This is a genomic window from Aerococcus sp. NPDC058936 (assembly GCF_042741995.1).
GTDB lineage: Bacteria > Bacillota > Bacilli > Lactobacillales > Aerococcaceae > Aerococcus.
The window spans coordinates 104,214-125,095 of sequence record NZ_JBHYKZ010000004.1 but is presented as its reverse complement, the minus strand read 5'-3'; the positions used below and the strand labels follow the sequence as shown (position 1 = coordinate 125,095).

Annotated in this window: 22 protein-coding genes; all 22 read left to right on the top strand. The window is 41.4% G+C overall.

Features of this window, described 5'->3' with window-relative positions; genetic code table 11:
• The first annotated feature begins 36 nt into the window (after positions 1-36).
• On the top strand, positions 37-1,581 hold the full coding sequence (locus ACFW0C_RS04610; RefSeq protein ID WP_378105788.1) for a Mur ligase family protein: 1,545 nt from the start codon (positions 37-39) through the stop codon (positions 1,579-1,581).
• A 62-nt stretch (positions 1,582-1,643) separates the two neighbouring features.
• Complete coding sequence (locus ACFW0C_RS04605) at positions 1,644-2,957, top strand: homoserine dehydrogenase (protein WP_378105787.1); 1,314 nt, start codon at positions 1,644-1,646, stop codon at positions 2,955-2,957.
• Between the two features lie 9 nt (positions 2,958-2,966).
• Positions 2,967-3,854, top strand: coding sequence for a homoserine kinase (gene thrB / locus ACFW0C_RS04600; protein WP_378105785.1), 888 nt, complete (start codon positions 2,967-2,969; stop codon positions 3,852-3,854).
• Between the two features lie 217 nt (positions 3,855-4,071).
• On the top strand, positions 4,072-4,602 hold the full coding sequence (locus ACFW0C_RS04595) for a YqeG family HAD IIIA-type phosphatase (protein ID WP_378105783.1): 531 nt from the start codon (positions 4,072-4,074) through the stop codon (positions 4,600-4,602).
• Positions 4,595-5,722 carry a ribosome biogenesis GTPase YqeH gene (gene yqeH, locus ACFW0C_RS04590; RefSeq protein WP_378105780.1) on the top strand — a complete coding sequence of 376 codons (1,128 nt, stop codon included), beginning with the start codon at positions 4,595-4,597 and terminating at the stop codon, positions 5,720-5,722. The genes ACFW0C_RS04595 and yqeH overlap by 8 nt, the downstream gene beginning before the upstream one ends.
• Positions 5,723-5,835: 113 nt before the next feature.
• Positions 5,836-6,144 (top strand): ribosome assembly RNA-binding protein YhbY, encoded by a 309-nt coding sequence (gene yhbY / locus ACFW0C_RS04585; RefSeq protein ID WP_338191204.1) that lies wholly within the window; start codon positions 5,836-5,838, stop codon positions 6,142-6,144.
• A 16-nt stretch (positions 6,145-6,160) separates the two neighbouring features.
• Positions 6,161-6,823, top strand: a complete 663-nt coding sequence (locus ACFW0C_RS04580) for a nicotinate-nucleotide adenylyltransferase (RefSeq protein ID WP_378105776.1) — start codon at positions 6,161-6,163, stop codon at positions 6,821-6,823.
• Positions 6,813-7,439, top strand: a complete 627-nt coding sequence (yqeK, locus tag ACFW0C_RS04575) for a bis(5'-nucleosyl)-tetraphosphatase (symmetrical) YqeK (protein ID WP_378105773.1) — start codon at positions 6,813-6,815, stop codon at positions 7,437-7,439. Before ACFW0C_RS04580 ends, yqeK begins: the two co-directional genes overlap by 11 nt.
• A 29-nt stretch (positions 7,440-7,468) precedes the next feature.
• Entirely contained in the window at positions 7,469-7,828 is a 360-nt protein-coding gene (rsfS, locus tag ACFW0C_RS04570; protein WP_003143608.1) for a ribosome silencing factor, read from the top strand.
• Between the two features lie 9 nt (positions 7,829-7,837).
• Positions 7,838-8,605, top strand: coding sequence for a class I SAM-dependent DNA methyltransferase (locus tag ACFW0C_RS04565; RefSeq protein WP_378105770.1), 768 nt, complete (start codon positions 7,838-7,840; stop codon positions 8,603-8,605).
• A 33-nt stretch (positions 8,606-8,638) separates the two neighbouring features.
• Positions 8,639-9,910, top strand: coding sequence for a nucleotidyltransferase family protein (locus ACFW0C_RS04560; RefSeq protein ID WP_378105768.1), 1,272 nt, complete (start codon positions 8,639-8,641; stop codon positions 9,908-9,910).
• Positions 9,911-10,109: 199 nt separating this feature from the next.
• Positions 10,110-10,667, top strand: coding sequence for a DUF177 domain-containing protein (locus tag ACFW0C_RS04555; RefSeq protein ID WP_003143613.1), 558 nt, complete (start codon positions 10,110-10,112; stop codon positions 10,665-10,667).
• Positions 10,668-10,693: 26 nt separating this feature from the next.
• Positions 10,694-10,879 carry a 50S ribosomal protein L32 gene (gene rpmF / locus ACFW0C_RS04550; RefSeq protein ID WP_016897670.1) on the top strand — a complete coding sequence of 62 codons (186 nt, stop codon included), beginning with the start codon at positions 10,694-10,696 and terminating at the stop codon, positions 10,877-10,879.
• A 184-nt stretch (positions 10,880-11,063) separates the two neighbouring features.
• Positions 11,064-11,486: a DUF3397 family protein gene (locus ACFW0C_RS04545; RefSeq protein WP_378105767.1), complete on the top strand. Its 423-nt coding sequence runs from the start codon at positions 11,064-11,066 to the stop codon at positions 11,484-11,486.
• Between the two features lie 248 nt (positions 11,487-11,734).
• Complete coding sequence (gene mraZ, locus ACFW0C_RS04540; protein ID WP_290490776.1) at positions 11,735-12,166, top strand: division/cell wall cluster transcriptional repressor MraZ; 432 nt, start codon at positions 11,735-11,737, stop codon at positions 12,164-12,166.
• Between the two features lie 77 nt (positions 12,167-12,243).
• Positions 12,244-13,194, top strand: a complete 951-nt coding sequence (gene rsmH / locus ACFW0C_RS04535; protein WP_290490777.1) for a 16S rRNA (cytosine(1402)-N(4))-methyltransferase RsmH — start codon at positions 12,244-12,246, stop codon at positions 13,192-13,194.
• A gap of 63 nt (positions 13,195-13,257) precedes the next feature.
• Complete coding sequence (gene ftsL / locus ACFW0C_RS04530) at positions 13,258-13,698, top strand: cell division protein FtsL (RefSeq protein ID WP_290490778.1); 441 nt, start codon at positions 13,258-13,260, stop codon at positions 13,696-13,698.
• Positions 13,698-15,836 carry a penicillin-binding transpeptidase domain-containing protein gene (locus tag ACFW0C_RS04525; protein ID WP_378105764.1) on the top strand — a complete coding sequence of 713 codons (2,139 nt, stop codon included), beginning with the start codon at positions 13,698-13,700 and terminating at the stop codon, positions 15,834-15,836. The genes ftsL and ACFW0C_RS04525 overlap by 1 nt, the downstream gene beginning before the upstream one ends.
• Before the next feature lie 67 nt (positions 15,837-15,903).
• Positions 15,904-16,851, top strand: a complete 948-nt coding sequence (mraY, locus tag ACFW0C_RS04520; RefSeq protein ID WP_378105762.1) for a phospho-N-acetylmuramoyl-pentapeptide-transferase — start codon at positions 15,904-15,906, stop codon at positions 16,849-16,851.
• Positions 16,852-16,880: 29 nt separating this feature from the next.
• Positions 16,881-18,269 (top strand): UDP-N-acetylmuramoyl-L-alanine--D-glutamate ligase, encoded by a 1,389-nt coding sequence (gene murD / locus ACFW0C_RS04515; protein ID WP_378105759.1) that lies wholly within the window; start codon positions 16,881-16,883, stop codon positions 18,267-18,269.
• Between the two features lie 28 nt (positions 18,270-18,297).
• Positions 18,298-19,395, top strand: a complete 1,098-nt coding sequence (murG, locus tag ACFW0C_RS04510; protein WP_378105756.1) for an undecaprenyldiphospho-muramoylpentapeptide beta-N-acetylglucosaminyltransferase — start codon at positions 18,298-18,300, stop codon at positions 19,393-19,395.
• A 37-nt stretch (positions 19,396-19,432) separates the two neighbouring features.
• Positions 19,433-20,836 carry a cell division protein FtsQ/DivIB gene (locus ACFW0C_RS04505; RefSeq protein ID WP_378105755.1) on the top strand — a complete coding sequence of 468 codons (1,404 nt, stop codon included), beginning with the start codon at positions 19,433-19,435 and terminating at the stop codon, positions 20,834-20,836.
• The last annotated feature ends 46 nt before the right edge of the window (positions 20,837-20,882 follow it).

The following is a 20,882-nucleotide window of genomic DNA, read 5'->3' as shown; positions in this document are numbered from 1 at the left end:
CCTTTTTTTATTTATATGAAGTAGAGGGAGTTTAACATGTCAGATTCAATGAAATTATCGCGTGCTATCGCCTTTTTTAAGGACAATGGCAGCGCAACAACCATTACACAAGAAAATGTCGCAGACGAGGTCATCATTGATCGGATCACATTTGACTCGCGTGCGGTGACAGCCAACACCTTATTTGTGTGTAAGGGGCTCAATTTTAAAGCCTCTTACCTAAAAGATGCTGTTGACCGCGGGGCAGTGGCCTACCTGTCAGAACAAGATTACGCAGCCGACATCCCAGGTATTATCGTTGAAGATATCCGCCTAGCGATGGCTCAGCTTGCCAATTTTTTCTACCAATCGCCGTGGCAAGACGTGGCCATTTCAGGGATTACAGGTACCAAAGGCAAAACCACCACAGCAGGTTTCGTTAACCAAATTTTGACCTTAGACAGTCAGGAAAAAGGGCAAGCACTACCTGGATTCGTGTCATCTACCTTTAACTATGATGGCCTTGAAAAAACACCATCAACCCTTACCACGCCTGAAGCCATGGATTTATATGAAATGCTGGCGACTATGCGGGACAATGGGGTAAAGCGGGCAACTATGGAAGTGTCCAGCCAAGCCTTAAAATACCATCGCGTTGACGACGTGAAGATGGAAGTGGTGGCTTTTTTGAACATTTCACCAGACCATATTTCGCCAGTCGAACATCCGACTTTTGCTGATTACTTCCAGTCAAAATTACGGATCTTTGACCACGGTAAAGTGGCTGTCATCAATGAAGATACAGACCATTATGAAGAGATTTTAAAAGCAGCTGAAGATGCTGAAAACATTCAACGGATTGTGACAGTTTCGCGTAAAAACCCGGCGGCTGATTATTTTGCCGATGAATTAGCCTTTAGTGAAACCAAACAGACATTTGTGGTGAAAAATCAAGGTGAACAGATTCCGATGGCTTTAAATGTCTTAGGGCACTTTAATATCAACAATGCCCTAGTGGCAGCGGCGATTGCGCGTGAAAATGATGTTGAGTGGGCAACAATTCAAAAGGCTTTAGGCGATGCCAAAACAGATGGCCGGATGGAAATTTACCGGAGTACGGACAATCAATTGACCTTCGTAGTTGATTTCGCCCATAACAAAATATCCTTTGAAGAATTATTCTCATCTGTTAAAGAAATGGCGCCTGATAATGATATCCGTATTGTTTTTGGATCAGCCGGTGGGAAAGCTGAAAACAGACGAGCGGACATGGGCCATGTGGCTGGTTTAAATACCAATGAAATTTATTTAACCAGTGATGATCCTAACTTTGAAGATTCTTATAAAATTATGGCTGAAATTGAAGAAGCCATTAACGGGGTCAATCCAGATGCTAAAGTAAGAAGCAATTTAGACCGGACCGGGTCAATCTATATGGCCTATAAGGATGCGATTGCATCCGGAAAACCAACGACCATTGTGGTAGCTGGTAAGGGTTCAGAAGATACAATTAAAATCAATGGACGTAACGAGTTTTACGTACCCGATTTTGAATATGTTCAACAATTGATTGCTTTTTATGAATTTAAGGGTAGAATTTAAGAGTGGAAACGATTATGAGAATATCATGAAATATACATGATAAAATACAATCAACTAAAGAGGTGGCAAATTTGAAACAAATTAATATTGGATTACTTGGTCTAGGTACAGTCGGTGGCGGGGTAGCCAAAATTATGCATGATCACGCACAAAAAATGTCAGATACGGAAGGTATACAATACCAAGTAACGAAGATTTTTGTCCGCGATATTGAAAAATCAAAAGCGAAACATCCTGGATTACCAGAAAGCATTCAATTGACAACTGATTTCAATGATGTCATCAACGACCCTTCAATTGATGTTGTGGTTGAGGCTATGGGGGGGACAACATTCGCAGCTGACTGTATTGAATCTGCATTACGCGCTGGTAAACACATCGTAACTGCTAACAAGGACTTGGTGGCGATTAAACGAGGTTTAGATTTAATCCAATATGCCCAAGACCATCAATTAGACTTCTTGTATGAAGCAGCTGTTGCTGGTGGTATTCCAATTTTAAACAGTTTACGTACGCCATTAGCGTCAGATAAGTTATTCTCTGTATCAGGTATTGTCAACGGGACAACGAATTACATTTTGACAAAAATGGTGGAACAAGGACGAGGCTTCGATGAAGTCTTAGCGGAAGCGCAAGCTTTAGGTTTGGCGGAGGCAGACCCATCAGGTGACGTAGATGGTCTAGATGCAGCCCGTAAGATTGTTATCTTAACGAAAATGGCCTTTGGGGTGACTGTCGACTTGAACGAAATTCCAGTCAAAGGCATCCGTCATGTCACAGCTCGTGATATCCAAGTTGCTAGCTCATTAGGTTACGTGATCAAGTTAATTGGTCGGGCAAACTTGGTAGACGGTACCGTCTACGCTGAAGTAGCGCCAACCTTAGTACCAAAAACTCACCCATTATCAACTGTCCGTAACGAAATGAATGCGGTCTTTACTGAGGGGGCAGCGACTGGTGAGATGATGTTCTACGGTCCTGGTGCCGGTGAATTACCGACTGGTGCCATGGTGGTTTCAGATATTATGGCTATTGGTCAACATATCCACACAGAAACGACTGGCCAACCATTTGCCAATTACAGTCAAGATGCCACTTGGAAAAAGGCAGAAGACATCAAATCCGTTGGCTTCTTCCACTTTGAAACTGAAGACAAACAAGGGCAGTTTATCAAGCTTGTCCAAATCTTTGACGATGCGAAAGTCAGCTTAGACAAGGTCTTCCAAGAACCGTCGTCTGACGATAAAACAGCGAAAATTGTGGTTGTCACCCATGAGATGTCACAAGCCCAATTACAACAAATCAACCAAGCTACACAAGATAGTCCTGAATTAAACTTGATTTCTTACTATTCTGTGTTGCCTGAAGCGAAGTAGGTGACCATTATGGTAGAAAAGGTACGAGTGAAAGTTCCGGCAACTTCAGCCAATATGGGGCCCGGATTTGATTCAATCGGTGTTGCCGTTACCCTATATTTAACGGTGGATATTCTTAACCCTAGTGAACAATGGCAAATAGACCATGACCTAGGCGAAGGGATTCCAACTGACGCATCCAACATGGTGATTGAAACAATTTTACGGTTCGCACCGGATGCCAAACCACATCATTTAAATATGACCAGCGATATTCCAACAGCTCGTGGTTTAGGGTCGTCATCTTCAGCTATTGTGGCGGGTATTGCCATTGCTGAAATTTTAGCGGGTGCATCTTGGTCAATGGATGAAAAGATTAACATGGCTAACGAAATCGAAGGCCACCCGGATAATATTGCCCCAGCTTTAGCAGGTGGTTTGGTGGTGTCAGTCGCTATGGATTTAACCCATGTATTATGGACCAAATCTCTATTGGATGATGTGCATTTTATTGCGACTATCCCTAATAGAGAGTTGTTAACTAAAGAAGCGAGAGCCGTTTTACCGAAAGAATTGGTGTTTGCAGACGCAGTTCGGGCGAATGGTATCGGTAATGTCTTCGTGAGCAAGTTGTTAGAAGGGGACATTGAAGCAGTAGGTACCTTGATGGAGATGGATCAATTACATGAACCGTTTCGGGCACAGTTAGTCCCAGAATTAGGGCAAATCCGCCAAGCATTGTTAACAGTTGACGGGGTATACGGGACTTACCTATCAGGTGCCGGCCCAACTATTATGACCCTTGTCCAAGCTTCTGCCTCAGATCAGATTGTTGAGGCCATCAGCCAATTAAATCTTGACGCACAGATAAAGACACTTGACTTTGCCTCAGATGGGGTTATAGTAGAGGATATGTGATTTTAGACGATTGATAATGTTACGAGCATGTCAGACTGATATGCCCGTAGCATTTTTTGTTGCTTTGCTTTTTAGAAAAAGGCTACTATTCGCCTACTTGGCTTGCAGCATTTTACCAAAAGTTTATGCTTATAAAACAAGCGGTGAATCGGCTCCTGCATAAGTGAATCAAGGGTCTGCTTATGGTATACTATTCATGAAATTAAGGGAGGCCGGCATGAAAAAAGACTATTTTAAACCAACCTGGATGATAGAACGTATCTATCAATTGACACCTGACCAATTAGCCAAACATAATATCAAAGGCGTAATCACTGACCTAGATAACACCTTGATTGCATGGAATAACCCGGATGGGACACCCGAATTGCGTGCTTGGTTAAAAACCATGAAAGATGCGGGGATACCTGTTGTCATCTTATCCAATAACCATCAGGGCCGCGTCAAACGTGTAGCTGACCAGCTAGGGGTGCTCTTTACCTCAGACGCAAAAAAACCTTCTCGTAGAGGGTTTAAACGGGCTATTGAGATGCTTGGTGTCAGTCAGGATGAAGTAGTCATTGTTGGTGACCAACTTTTAACCGATGTTTTTGGTGGTAATCGCCTAGGCATTCGCAGCATCTTGGTCATGCCACTAGTTGAAACAGACTTGGTATGGACCCTATTAAATCGTAAAATTGAAAAATTCTTATTCAAGAGAATTGAAAAGAAACATCCCGACTTGAAGTGGAGGAATAATATTGTCTAACGAAGAAACACTATATTGCGTTGGTTGCGGTGCTGAAATTCAGACTGACCAACCAGATAAACGCGGATACACTCCGCAATCTGCATACCAGAAAGGTATTGAATCCGGTTTATTATACTGCCAACGTTGTTTTAAATTGCGTCATTATAATACCCTTGAGAAGGTATCGACATCTGCAGATGAATTTTTAGCCATCTTAAATACCCTTAGCGAAAAAGATGCCCTTATCGTTAATGTGATTGACATCTTTGACGTAGCAGGCTCTTTAATAAACGGCTTAAACCGTTTTGCAGGGACTAACCCCATCCTAATGGTTGCCAACAAGATGGACGCTATTCCAAAGGCAGTGAAACACAATCGGATTGAAAATTGGTTGCGTAAATACTTGAAAGATAATGGGGTTAAGGTGGATGACTTAATCCTTACTTCAGCTAAAAAGCGGGCGAATATTGACGACTTATTAGCGAAAATCGATGAAATGCGTGATGGTCGTGATGTTTATGTGATTGGTATGGCTAATGTTGGGAAATCTTCATTGATCAACCGGATTCTTCAAGCCACAGGTGTGGAAGCGGATGTCATTACAACTAGCCAGTTCCCAGGAACGACCTTAGATTTAATCGATATTCCTTTTGACGATGCAGAGGGTAATGAAGCTAGCTTAATTGACACACCAGGGATCATTAACCCAGGCCAGATGACCGCTATTTTAGAAGGAAAAGAATTGGTGGACGCCTTACCGAATAAAGAAATCAAGCCTGTGACTTTCCAACTGAATCCAGAACAAACATTGTTCTTTGGTGGCTTAGCGCGTCTGGATTTTATTGCTGGTGAACGGACCTCATTTACCCTGTATATGTCGGGTCAAATCAAACCACATCGCCGCAAATTAGCAGGTTCAGACGAATTTTACCAAGAGCATCTTGGTGGAATTTTACAACCGCCTTACCCAGAAAATGTGGCCAATTTCCCAGGATTGGTCCGCAAAGAATTCTCAATCAAAACACCAACAGATATCGTATTTCCAGGTTTAGGTTGGGTGTCAGTAAGTGACCCAGTTCAAATCGCGGCTTACGTACCAAAGGGTATTGATATTATCACCAGAGAAAAATTAATCTAGATTTTAGTCGCGGTAAAAGTCGCATAGCCTATCAGCTAGAGGAAAATCGGGTTTGAGCCTGCTGAAATGAAAGGTCGGCTCTCGCACCCTAATATGAAAGGAGACTATTCATTTTGAATAACAAACAAAAGAAATTTTTACGTAAAGAAGCCCATCATTTGAACCCCGTAGCCAATATTGGCAAAAACGGTTTATCAGAAGAATTTATGGTGCAAATTGATGAAGTCCTAGAAAAACGTGAGTTGATCAAGGTACATTTATTACAAAATACAGATGAGGAAACTAACGAGGCGGCAGCGGAAATCGCTGAGGCAGTAGATGCATTTGTTGTCCAAACAATTGGTCGTGTGATTACTTTATACCGTCCTTCATCTGAAGCTAAGTATCAAGAAATCTCAGCGCAAGTAAAAGCTTTAGGCTAATTACAGGAGGCAAATTGTGGCAAAGGTATCATTTTTAGATCAAGAACATGTTCGTTTGATAAATGAACCAGAGACAGAATTAGCGTTTGAAGACAATCCCCATAAACGGATTGGCATTCTTGGGGGGACCTTTAACCCCATCCATAACGGGCATTTATTAATGGCTGAACAAGTTTATGACAAATTGAAATTGGATGAAGTATGGTTTATGCCAAACAAGAAGCCACCCCATGCGGAAACCAAAGAAACCTTAGATGACGCCTACCGGGTAGATATGATTGAATTGGCGATCCAAGACAATCCACATTTTAGTCTAGAAGCAATTGAACTCGACCGAGTAGGGAAATCTTATACGGTGGATACAATGGAGATTTTAACAACTTTGTATCCAACTTATGAGTTTTACTTCATTATCGGTGCTGATATGATCGAAAACTTACCTAAATGGCACCGAATTGATGAATTGATTAAGATGGTGCATTTTGTAGGTGTCGGCCGTGAGGGATATCAAAATGATACGGACTATCCATTGATTTTTGTAGACGCTGAAGGGATGACTGTGTCCTCAACAAGAATCAGAAAAGCAGTAGCAGACAAGGCTTCTATCCGCTATCTGACGCCAACAGCCGTAGCTGCCTATATTCAGGAAAAGGGGTTATATCAAGCACATGAAAGATAGAAAATTAAATCCGGATTTAATCAATATTCAACGTGACGAGCTTGAAAAATTACTGCAGGCTCGTTTAACCAACAAGCGATATAAGCACGTTTTGCGGGTAGAAAAAACAGCGATTCAACTAGCTGAACAATACCCTGAAGCGGACGTAGATAAGGCCAGTATAGCAGCTTTGCTCCATGATTATGCCAAAGATGACAGCGAAACCCACTTGGCTGAGTTTATAGACCATCCGGGTTATGACCCTGAGTGGCTAAATTATGGATCTGCCATCTGGCACGGTCCACTAGCCGCTATGATCGCTGAAACCCAGTTTGGGGTCAAGGATGAAGATATCTTACAGGCTGTTTGGTCCCATACTATTGGGGGTTATGACATGACCCTAAATCAAAAAATCTTATTTATCGCCGACTATATCGAACCAGATCGTGACTTTAAAGGCGTTGAAAAAGCCCGTGAATTAGCTAAGACTGACTTAGATGCCGCAGTAGACTTTAAAATCAAGCAATCCATTGTGCATTTGGTTGAGTCAGGCCGTCAAGTATACCCAGAAACCATTGCAATCTATAATGATTGGGTCCAAAGATATAACAATAAAAAAACGAATAAGAATATGTAATCAGACTAAGTAATAATAAAGGAGTATTTATGACTAAGAAGAGTGAAGTATTATTAGAAGCAATCGTTAGAGGCGCAGATGACCGCTTAGCGACAGATATCGTTGCCTTAGACGTTGCCAACACAACACCAATGGCTGACTATTTTGTCATCATGTCTGGACGTAACGACCGTCAAGTTAAAGCCATTGTTGACGCTGTTGAGGAAGCAATTGAAGAAGCAGAATTCTCAGTGAAGGGTATCGAAGGAAAAGACGGTAACCGTTGGATCTTAATCGATGCTTTCGATGTGATTGTACACGTATTTACAAGTGAAGAACGTGGTTTCTATAACCTAGAAAAAATGTGGGCTGAGGCACCATTAGTCAACGTAGAAGAATGGATTAGCTAGGGCGCGACCATGACAGAAAATCAACAACAATATGACGTATTCGCTGACGTCTACGAAATTTTGTTTGATGACAGCCTATACCTATCTTGGTTTACCTATGCCACAGAGACCATGCAGGCCTTTGACAAATTCTTAGAGGGTCAAGATTATTGGGTGGACCTTGGCGCAGGAGGTGGTCAATTCGCTATTTTGATGGCCCAAGCAGGGTATCCAATCAAGGGCTTGGACCTGTCTGAAAAAATGGTTTCAGCAGCTAAGGCCAACGCCAAGGAAGCTAAGCTAGACCTTGAATTCTGGCAAGACGATATGACCACATTTGAATTAAAGGCGCAGGCAGCAGTCATTTCCTGCTTTTGCGATACCTTTAATTATTTAGCGGACGCGAATGCGGTAAAAACTACTTTTACCCATATCTACCAGCAATTACAAGATGACGGGATTTTCATGTTCGACGTTCACTCTATCCATCAAATGAATGACATCTATCCAGAAACATCCTTTGTCGTTGAGTGGGATGACGCTGTATTTACCTGGACATCAGACCAGTTCCGTGGCGAAAATACGATCGACCATACCATTAACGTATTCGTTCAAAACACAGATGATAACAACTACCAACGCTTTGAAGAAATGCATTACGAACAGACCTTGTCTGTTGAAGCATATCAGGAAATCTTGACACAAGTAGGCTTCAATAACATCCATGTCACAGCAGACTTTAGCCAAGACACACCGGATGAAAGTTCTAAACGTATCTTCTTTTCAGCGCAGAAATAAGTAATGTAAACACTTTGGAAAAGGGGTGACCCTATGCAAGCTGTCGGAATTATTGCCGAATGGCATCCGTTCCATAACGGACACGCCTATCAGATCAAAAAAGCCAAAGACCAGGCCAAGGCCGACCTTGTGATTGGTGTTATGTCAGGTAACTACGTTCAACGTGGGGAACCAAGTTTGGTATCCAAGTGGGCTCGGGCAGCCGTCGCTTTGGAAAACGGCTGTGATTTAGTGGTTGAGTTACCATTTTGGTTTGCGACCCAACCAGCTGATTACTTCGCTGAAGGCGGGGTAAAGGCTTTGGCGGCCCTTGGTGCTACGGCTATTTCTTTTGGGGTTGAAGACGACCACTTTTCTGATTATGAACAATTGGCCAAGTGGATGGTTGCCCACCCTAATCAAGTGGCTGCAGCTGACCAATATGTAGCAGATGTAGACAACCGTTCTTTCGCTGAAAAACGGATTGCAGCTATTCAATATTTGCAGGCAACCCATCCAGAAATTGCGGATTTAAAGGTCAACTTTAAAGAGAACGCCAACACCTTACTGGCTTTTGCCTATGCCAAGGTTAATGCCCAGTTACAGACGCCTTTAATGATGGTTCCAGTCAAACGGATTGGGGATAACCACCGTTTAAGCGCCTTAAATGCAGGCCAATTAGTCCAAGACACTAGCCTTTATACCTCTGGGTCAGCCATACGTCACTACCTCTTTTCCAAAGATTTAAAGGGTCTTAAAGATTCAAACGAATTGGAGAAGATGGTGCCGAGGGATATGGCTGAGGCTTTATGTGAAGCGGTTGAAGCGGACCAGATGGTGTCGTGGGCGGACTTGTTCCCCTATCTGCGCTATCGTTTGTTGACGGCTTCTAACGAAGAGTTAGGGGTTATCTATCAAATGGTGGGCGGTATGGAAAACCGGATGGTTGAGGCGATCAAGCAGGTGGACAATTTCTCTGATTTTGTGGACCGGGTGAAGAATCGGAATTGGTCGGCAAATCGGGTGCAAAGGACGGCTTTGATGGTGGCTTTGAATATTCAAAAAGATGAGATGCAGGTAGTGCTTTCACCTAGTCATCGACAGCCTTTGATGTTGCTTGGGGCGACTGAGAAGGGACGGGCTTACTTGAAGATGGTTAAATCGGATTTGAGTAGGGACGACAGTCTATGGCAATTGGTGAGTCGTGTGGACCAGACGAGTGAAGAAAACTGGCCAATGTGGTTGAAGGTTGACCGGATGTATGAAATACTAAAACCACAAGTTGATACACAAAATTTCAATCATCCGCCAATATTTACGAAATAAAAAAAGGAAAGGGAGCAGAAGAAAAATAGTTTACTTTTTGATGGAGACCTAGTAGTATGGGAAAGTGCGTTTCATCCTGTAAATATGACAGTCAAAAAGTGATAATGAGTTTAATTTAATGACCTTGTCAAGGAAAAAACATTGACAAATAAGTTTAGACTTAGTATAATTTTTCTTGTTGCTTATTAGGTGGTCAATAATGAAATGGTCTATTCAAGAGTTGCGTCAAATCGCATCCCAACCAATGATGATCCAAGAATCAGTCGATATGAAAGAGCAAATGAAGGCAGTAATACCTGAGTTGATCGACATGTCATCTGTTTCAGTTGATGGTATGGTTCTCTATGAAGAACATACAGTATTGACACAATTACGATTAGCACTAAAAATGACGATGCCATCTACACGGTCTTTAGAGCCGGTAGTGCTGGATCTACAATTACCAGTTTCCGAACGTTTTATTGAAGACGGTTGGGAGACAGATATTGTCGATGAAGAACACATTGTTCAACTATCTATGGATAGCTACACGTTAGATTTGCGAGAGTCTATTCGGGACAACATTCTTCTAAATCTACCAATTCAGATTTTAACTGAAGAGGAAGAGGCTGACGATGCGTTTCCTGAAGGGAATGACTGGCGAGTTGTAAGTCAAACAGCGTTTGAAGCTGAACGCGATGAAGAGGAAGTTATTAATCCTGAATTCGCCAAACTTCAAGATATGTTTAAAGATTCAGAATCGTCGGATGAAGCATAATTGATATTTAATTAGGAGGTGTAATGATGGCAGTACCAAAACGTAAAACGTCTAAACAAAGAAAAAACAAGCGCCGTACACATTACAAGTTAGAAGTACCTGGAATGAACGCATGCCCTAACTGTGGTGAATTACGTAAATCTCACCATGTATGTGCAAACTGCGGTTTCTACGATGGTAAAGATGTAATGACTGACGCAGCAGCTGAATAATTTTATTTAGCGCAAGATTCATTGAGAATTACCACATAGTTGATATGTGGGAAACTTAAATGTTTACTTTGATTATATATAATTAAAAGGGCACTAACCGCTTTTGGTTAGTGCCTTTTTTGTTTTCCTTTTCAAAGAAAAAATCATTCTAGACATTTTTAGCCATCTTAGCTAGTATTAATGGATGACAAACTTATGGTTGATACAGAAAACAAAGGAAAGGTTGACGATCATGGCTTTCAAATGGAGCGAAATACTGTTTTATCTACTACCCATCGTGAGCTTATTGCTTGTGGGTACAGTTGGAAAACCTTACCTCTACTTTAATAAGCGGATTAAATTTGCACCGATTGATGTTGTTTTTCCCATTCTTTTGGTTTGCCTCCACTTTATTTCCAAGGATTTATTATTATTTTCAATTATTCCCCACTTAGTGGTTGTGATTTCCTTATTAGCGATTGGTATTTTAGTTTGGCGTTTTGTGAGAAATCAAGAAGTTATTGTTGGAAAATTTTACCGCATGCTGGTAAATATTGCCTTCTCCTTTACGTTCATTCTTTATATGCTGGTAACCATCTGCCGGATTATTCAAGTAGTGACAATGTAAACATTAGCTAGTCATCAATCTCTATTAGGTAGAAACTTAAAATTCTTTAAAATATTCAAAAAGAAGCTTGGACCTTGTTAAAAAAAGGTTCAAAGCTTCTTTTTTTGTAGAAAAAAACCCGAAATTACGCCTTTTCCACAAACTGTGTAAAAAAACAGCAAAATTTTGGGGACATATGGTGAAAAGTGGGGAGATATGGTAGACTTAAACCAATAAAGGCTAAGGTTAGGCACAGAAGGTGATAAAAGATGTTAATGGGTGAATTCCAACATAATATCGACGCCAAAGGGCGAATCATCATCCCAGCGAAATTACGTGAGGACTTAGGTGCTAAGTTCGTGATTACACGTGGTTTGGATGGGTGTGTTTTTGGCTATCCTTTAGACAATTGGGAGAAAATTCAAGAGAAATTGAAACAATTACCGCTAGCTAAGAAAGAAGCACGTGCTTTTACACGTTTTTTCTATTCTGCAGCGGCTGAAGCCGAAATTGATAAGCAAGGACGTATTAACATCCCATCAACCTTGGTAGATTATGCCAATCTTGAAAAAGAGTGTCTAGTCTTAGGGGTTTCTGACCGTATTGAAATTTGGTCGAAAGCAAGATGGGAAAGTGTCTCTTCTGAAATTGAAGAAAGCTTTGAAGAAATTGCGGAAGACATGTTAGATTTCGGCCTTTAATTAAGCTCATAAATTAGAAAATAATGAAATAAATTTTGAAGAGATAAAGAATTATAGAAGAAGAGGATGGCAGAAGAATGGCAAATGAATTCCATCATATCTCAGTGTTGTTAAACGAATCAGTAGACGGATTGGCAATCAAACCCAATGGTATTTATGTTGATTGTACTTTGGGTGGTGCTGGACATAGTTCTAAAATCGCAGCAGCCCTATCTGACGAAGGTCGTTTAATCGCCTTTGATCAGGATCTAGTGGCCATTGGCAATGCCGAGAAAGTATTGGCAGCGGAAATCGAAAGTGGGAAAGTGACCCTTGTTCATAATAATTTCAGACATATCCAGTCAGAACTTGAAAAAATGGGTATTACCGGTGTAGACGGTATCTTGTATGACCTTGGCGTGAGCTCGCCACAATTAGATGAGATTGAACGCGGATTTTCATACCATCAAGATGCACCATTAGACATGCGTATGGACCAAACCCAAGCATTAACAGCAGAAACCATTATTAATGACTGGGAATTCAATGATCTTGTACGTATTTTTTATCGCTACGGAGAAGAAAAATTCTCTAAGCAAATTGCCCGTAAAATCGAGCAAAGAAGAGCGGATCACCGGATTACGCGTACGGAGGAATTAGTGGACATTGTTAAGGAAGCTATTCCTGCACCGGCACGCCGTAAGGGTGGACATCCGGCTAAACGGATTTTCCAAGCTGTGCGTATTGCAGTCAACGATGAATTAGGCGCGATTGAAGACTCACTAGAGCAAGCATTGAATTTATTGAATGTTGGCGGACGTGTATCGGCGATTTCTTTTCAATCATTAGAAGACCGCATTGTGAAGCAAATGTTCAAAGATGCTTCAACAGGCGAAGAATTACCGGCAAATTTACCAGTGATTAATACGGATATTGAAGCGCCTTTTAAATTGGTCAATAGAAAACCAATTTATGCCAGTGAAGAAGAATTGGCCTATAACTCACGCGCACAAAGTGCCAAGTTACGTATAATCGAACGTATTAAATAGACATTTAAATCAACCTTAGACCAATAGAAAAAGGAAGCCTACTAAAAGAAGGGAGCCGTATTTATGGCAATATTTCTACTTCAAGACCAAGTAAATATTAAAATGAGTGCTATGCCGGCCGAAAGAGCCATTCCAAATATTCCGGCTTACCCAGAAGAAAGTCAACAAGCGCAACCAAAGCGGAATGTGGCTGCTCTTCCGGCGAGTATACCAGCCAGTAAAAGTAAATCAAAAGTAAAATTCTCACTGATGCAAAAAATGTTGATGACAGTAGCTTTTCTAGTCATGATTGCAGGACTATTAGGGGTGACCATTATGCGTGCTAACGTGAATGCAGCGTCACAACAGTTACAAGAAGTGCAACAAAACGCAGAAGATTTAGGTGTTCAAAAAGAGAATTTAACCCAAGAAGTCCACGAATTATCAAACTACTCACGAGTAGTAGAGATCGCTGAAGAACAAGGGTTGAATATGAATGAAGAAAATATAAGGAATGTGGAATAATGAAAGACAGTAGAAAACTCAAAAAGAATCGCAAAAAAACAATTAGAGCGATGATGGGCTTGGCAGGTTTTTTACTACTCATATTTGGCATTCGTTTAACGCAAATAATGGTTTTTGGGACTGTGAACGGTCAAGATTTATCGGCGCAGGCCCAAAACCTATACGATAGAAGTAGCATATTGTCAGCACAACGTGGAACCATCTATGATGTAGGTGGAAATCCATTGGCAATGGATGCTACTTCTTATTCATTGTACGCAGTTTTAACGGATGAATGGTCTGAACCAGAGGACCCGCAATATGTAGTGGATAAGGAAAATACTGCTCAAATCTTGTCGCAATATATCGACCTAACGGCTGAAGAAATCTTAGAGCGACTGAACACTCAAGACGCTTCTCAAGTAGAGTTTGGTACGGCAGGGCAAGACCTGACATACGCTGAGATGAAGGCCATTGACGACCAAAATCTACCAGGTATTATGTTTAATGAAACGCCAACTAGAATGTATCCAAATGGCGTCTTTGCCTCTCATTTAATTGGGTATGCTGAGTATATGGAAGCTGGCACTGCAATTGACAGCCGTTTGACCGGCCAAATGGGCTTGGAACTGTCTATGGATGAAACCCTAAAAGGTACCAATGGCCGTAAATCTTACCAATCGAGTTCGACCAATGTTGAGTTAAGTGGCACAGGACAAGTGGAGGAAGAACCTACCGATGGGTCTGACGTATACTTAACCTTAGATTCACGACTACAAACTTATTTAGAAACCTTGATGACAGAGGTTTATGAAAAATATGAACCAACGTCAATGACAGCTATGCTAGTTGAACCAGAAACTGGCGAAATTGTTGCAGCGTCACAAAGACCAACCTTCAACTTAGAAACAAAAGAAGGTATCGACGATATGTGGCAAAACTTACTAGTTGAAAAAGCTTATGAACCAGGATCTACGATTAAAGTATTAACTGTAGCAGCAGCCATTGAAGAAGGGGTATTTGACCCAGATTCATTCTACGATTCAAGTCCCGTAACTATGGGCGATTCAACGATTGCCAATTATAACGGAAGTGGGTGGGGTGTGATTACCGAACTAGAGGGGTTATCACAATCATCAAATACCCTGATGATCCATTTAGTAAAAGAGATGGGTTATGACGTTTGGGAATCTTATATCCGTGAGTTCGGTCTACTGCAAGAAACGGGTTCAGGATTTGCCAACGAAGCAAGTGGGTCAATGAACTATGATTATGAAGCAGATAAAGTAACGACTGGTTTTGGGCAAGGGATTTATGTGACCCCTTATCAAATGATGCAAGCCTTCACCGCAATTGCTAATGACGGAAATATGATGAAATTACAATTGGTTAACCGTTATGAAGAAGACGGGACGATGCAAGTTGTTGAGCCAGAAGTAGTCTCATCACCAATTTCAAAAGAAACTGCTAATAAGACCCTTGAATACTTACAATCTGTTGTTTATGCAGACACAGGTACCGGGGCCGCTTATGACTTAGATGGTTATACAGTATCCGCTAAAACAGGTACTGCAGAGGTCTTCAATCTTGAAACCAATACCTATGAAGCAGGTTTAACTAAATACTTGTACTCTGTAGTCGGTTTTGTCCCAAGTGAAGATCCGCAATATGTCCTATATATCACAGCGGAGCAACCGAAAAACTTGGATACGACTGCTAGCGATATGATGACAGAAATTTATACACCATTATTAACAAGAGCGCTAGAATATAATGCCTTAAGCGATAGTGAATCAGTTGTGACGGCAACCGTCCCGGATGTGTCAGGAATAACCATTAGTGAGGCGCAACAGACCCTATCAGATGCTAGCTTCGTCAATGTAGAAGTGATTGGTGATGGGGCAAACATCCTCAGTCAAACACCTGCAGCAAATGAGGAAGTGTCTGTTACCCAACCAATCTTCTTGATGTCTGACGATGCAAATCCAACCATGCCAGACTTTACTGGATTGAACGCTTCAGCAAGCCAAGCCTTAGCTTCGTTACTGGGTATTGAAGTTGAACTTGAAGGTGAAGGGGTTGTTGTTGGTCAGTCGATTGCGACAGGCGAACAAATCAATAACAACAAGACGATTGTGTTACAATTAGCGGAGTCTTAAACACCTAAAAACAAGGAAAATAAATCCACATTAACCTATTTAAACAAGGGAAGAGAAAGGGAAAATTATGGTATTACTTTTTATCACGACATTAGTGTTAACATTAGTCGGCATGCCGTTCTTCATTCAATTTATGCGTGAAAAACAGTTCGGACAAGTTACAAGAGATGAGGGGCCAGCTTGGCATAAAGCCAAATCTGGTACCCCAGCAATGGGTGGGGTAGTCTTTCTATCCGCAGCCCTAGTAGGTTTATTAGTTTGGTCTATACTTACCGGTCAATGGCACGGTGAAGTTTGGTTGTTAGTTGGGACAATGATTTTCTTTGGTGGCATCGGATTTGCCGATGACTTCTTAAAGATTTTCAAGAAACAAAATGAAGGCTTAACTTCACTACAAAAATTGATTTTACAAATTGTGGGTTCAGCCCTGATTGTATTATTAATGCGTGTAATTACCTTCCATGTATCGATTCCATTTCCATTTACAACAGGCATTACAAATGTCTTATTCGTCTTCGTCTTCCTATTACTATGGATCACAGGCTTTTCAAATGCCTTCAATTTAACGGATGGACTTGACGGCCTATCATCAGGTCTTGGTGTGATCTCATTCTCAACTTATGCGCTTATCGCATTTAGAATGGGTGAACGCGGAATAGGGGCATTCTGTATCGCTATCGTTGCCGGTTTATTAGGATTCTTATTCTTTAACCGCAAACCAGCTCGTATCTTCATGGGAGATGCCGGGTCACTAGCTCTAGGTGCCTTACTAGCTGTTATTTCAGTAATGTTAGGCAATCCGTGGTCATTACTATTGATTGGATTCGTATACGTAGTTGAAACAGCTTCAGTTATCATCCAAGTCACTTCCTTCAAATTGACTGGGAAACGTGTCTTTAAAATGTCGCCAATCCACCACCACTTTGAAATGATTGGATGGAGTGAGTGGAAGGTAGATATTATCTTTTGGGCAGTCGGTTTAGTGACAGCAATCATCGGCTTATTATTCTTTTAATATAAATTCATACTAAAGGGGAAATCATTATGGAAGCATCAAAATGGCGCGAATCAGTTCGCAATAAAAAAATATTAGTACTCGGACTTGCAAAGACTGGTGTTTCAGTCGTGCAGCATCTACAAGCATTAGGGGCAATTGTCACTGTCAACGACTTCAAACCACTTGAAGAAAATAAAGATGCCCAAGCCCTAATTGAGGAAAATAACGCCCGTGTTGTTGCTGGCGGTCATCCCGTATCACTATTAGACGAAGATTTCGCTTTTATGGTTAAAAACCCAGGAATTCCTTATAGCAACCCAATGGTCGTTCGTGCGCAAGAAATTGGCCTACCCGTCTATACGGACATCGAACTTGCAGATAAGATGACCGATGCAACAATTATTGGTATCACTGGTTCTAACGGTAAAACAACAACTACTAGCCTAGTTGGCGAAATGCTAGGGAAAGCAGCTTCACTTGCAGGTGAAAGCTACGTTGGGGGGAACATTGGTATCCCGTCATTAGACATCGCTTCTAAAGCTAAAGCAGATGACCGGTTGATTTTAGAACTGTCTTCCTTCCAATTAATGGGGACAGATGCATTCCAACCGCATATCGCAGCCATCACCAATATTTATGCAGCCCATTTAGATTACCATGGTTCAATGGACGGCTATATCTCTGCAAAATGGCAAATCACTGCCAACCAAACAACAGATGACTTTTTGATTTTAAATGCCGACCAAATGGACGTATTTGGCGACCGGACGACAAAAGCAACGGTAGTGCCTTTTTCAGCGACCACTATTCAACCTGACGGTGCTTGGTTCGACCAAGATAGCCAAAACTTTATCTGGCATGATGAAATTGTCTTGAACAGAAAAGACTTCTTCCTACCAGGACACCACAACTTAGAAAATATGCTAGTAGCCCTTGCTATTGGTAAATTACTAGGAATTTCAAATGAAGAAATCAAAAACGGCGTATCTACCTTCCACGGCGTGAAACACCGTCTACAGTTTGTTGCTGAAATCGATGGTCGCCGTTTCTACAATGATTCAAAAGCGACAAATAACGATGCCTCTATTACAGCCCTTGATTCATTCAGCCAAAAACAAGACAATGTCATTTGGTTAGCGGGTGGTTTAGACCGCGGGAATGAAGTGACTGAATTAGCAGATCACATGGACCGGGTGAAAGGCATGGTTGTTTTCGGCCAAGCAGCAGATAAATTTGCTGACCTGGGGCAAAATCAAGGTTTAACAGCGATTCAACAAGTAGAATGGATTGAAGAAGCTGTTAAAGCTGCCTATGACATGTCAGCACCTGGTGACACGATTCTATTGTCACCAGCTTCAGCTTCTTGGGACCAATATCCAAATTTTGAAGTCCGTGGTGATCGTTATATCAAAGCGATTGAAGACTTGGGCAAATAAATTAATTAGCGAGAAAAAGGAGTTTATTATGCGAATTTTACTTTCCGGTGGTGGGACTGGGGGGCATATCTACCCAGCCTTGGCCCTAAGAAAACAAATTTTAGCGCAATATCCGGATGCAGAATTTCTGTATGTGGGGACTGAAGGCGGATTGGAATCAAGAATCGTCCCTAATGAAGGCGTCGATTTCAAAACTATCCAAATTCAAGGAATCAAACGGTCATTCTCTTTAGATAATGCCAGAACAGTTTATTACATGTTTGACAGTATACGTAAGGCAAAGCAAATCGTCCGCGATTTTAATCCGGATGTAGCAATTGGCACAGGTGGTTATGTCTGTGCGCCGGTTTTATATGCAGCTGCACGTACAGGTGTGCCAAGTATTATCCATGAACAAAATTCCGTTGCCGGGATGACCAATAAGTTTTTAGCGCCTTTTATGGCAAAAATAGCTATTTGCTTTGAGGATGTAGCGAAAGATTTTAAACGATACGCTAACAAAGTAGTTTTCACAGGTAATCCGCGTGCCCAAGAGGTAGCGTCAATTTCAGACAAGGCAGATTTAACTACTTATGGTCTAGAAAACGGCAAGCCAACAGTATTGATTTTCGGTGGTAGTCGTGGCGCTTTACGGATCAACGAAACTGTTAAAGAAGCTATTCCGGCCTTTATCGAAAAAGATTATCAAGTACTGATCGCTTCAGGGGATACTTATTACGAAGAATTCCAAGAAGCATTTACGGACTTTAACGAGTGGGACAATGTCCAAATTGTTTCTTACATCAATAACATGCCAGCCTTGTTCAACACCATTGACCTAGTTGTGTGTCGTTCAGGTGCAACAACAATGACTGAATTAACCGCTTTGGGGACACCGTCTATTTTGATTCCAAGCCCTAATGTAACAGCCAACCATCAGGAAATGAATGCGCGCTCTTTAGTGAAACACGATGGGGCCCGCATGATTTTAGAAAACGACTTAAATGTTAAGGGGTTTCTAGCTGAAATTGATGGCTTAATGGCTGACAAAAATGAACGAGACCGAATTGCGACGAATGCCCTGAACCAAGGGGTGCCAGATGCGGGTGACCGTTTAATCAAGATTATTGAAACGCTTGTGAAATAGGAAGTCCTTTTTCCAAATAAATAGATAGAAAGGGGGCATGATGATGGACTGGGAAGAAGAAGAGCGCATTCGCCAAGAGAAACGCGAGAGAAGACGCCGTTTACATGATAAATTAGCTAAAAATGGTCGAACAGACGTAGACAGAAGGCAAGATAAAAGTGGGACCAAGTCAAACCAAGATGACCTGCAAAATGGCGTGAATAGCAGTCATCAATACGAAGATCAGGACCAAGCTATGCTTGAAAAGAAACAAGTAGCGTCAAATATAAATAAGCAAAAAAGTAGCAAGCAAAAACCTGTGATGAAAAAAGCAAAACAAAAACCCAAGTGGGGATTGTCTAAATTCAACATAAAAGGCAAAGCGAATTCGAAGAAACAAAAGCAACTGGTGACAAGTAATCAGGGGATGCCTCCAGTTAAGAAGATAAAAAAAAGTGGACCGACTAATTGGAAAAGAATGGTGCTATTATTGTTACCATTTGTAATTATATTAATTGTGGCCGGTTACTATGCTTCACCCCTTAATCATGTGGATTCAATCACTGTTGAAGGTGTGGAGGATACAGAAAGCGTGAATTTATATCCCCTAAATGAAGGGATGTCAGTGACGGATTTGAAAAATTCTAAGGGTGAGGTGGAACAAGCTATTGTAAACCAAAATCCTTCGGTCAAGTCAGCAACTGTGAACGTATCGGATTGGAATAAGGTAGCTGTGAACGTGTCAGCCTACCGCCAATTAGGCTATATCCAGATTGCGGACTTTTTCTACCCCCTACTAGAAAATAATGAAATCATCGATACACCACTACCATCACTTGAAAAAGAGTTACCCTTATTTGAAGGTTATGATATTGCCAATGAAGATCAAAGAGCCAAGCTAACAGAAACGGTTAAGGCCCTATCAAGCCTGTCAGATGACATCATTCAAAAAATTTCCTTTGTGACTTATACAGGTGATGAAAGTAATACTGACCGGATTGCCTTACAAATGGTTGACGGGAATGTGGTGAGAGGCTTTATTAGCTCAATTGGTAATCGGATGAGTTATTATAATGGTATTGCTAGTCAATTAGACGGGCAAACGGGACTGATTGATATGGAAGTGGCTATTTACTTTACAGAACTGAATGACGGGAATAATCCTTATGCTTCAGAAGAAGATAAGAAGGCCTATGATGAATCTGTAGCTGCTGAATCTAGTGCGGCTAGTGAGCGTGCAGCGAGTGAAAGTGAAGCTAGCGAATTAGATGATTCATCATCAGATTCAGCTAGTGAGTCAACAGATCGTTCTAGCAATGGATCAACTAGTGCATCAGATGATGAATCAGCATCATCTGGTGAGGCTAGTCAGGTTGAAAGTACTGATGCACAAGCAGCATCTTCTAATGCCGAAACGGATGCAACAAGTGGCAATTCAGTTGTTGATTCAGGGAGTGAATAAAGTGGCGAAATCATGTGAGGGCAATTAAAAGCATTTGCGTGTAGGA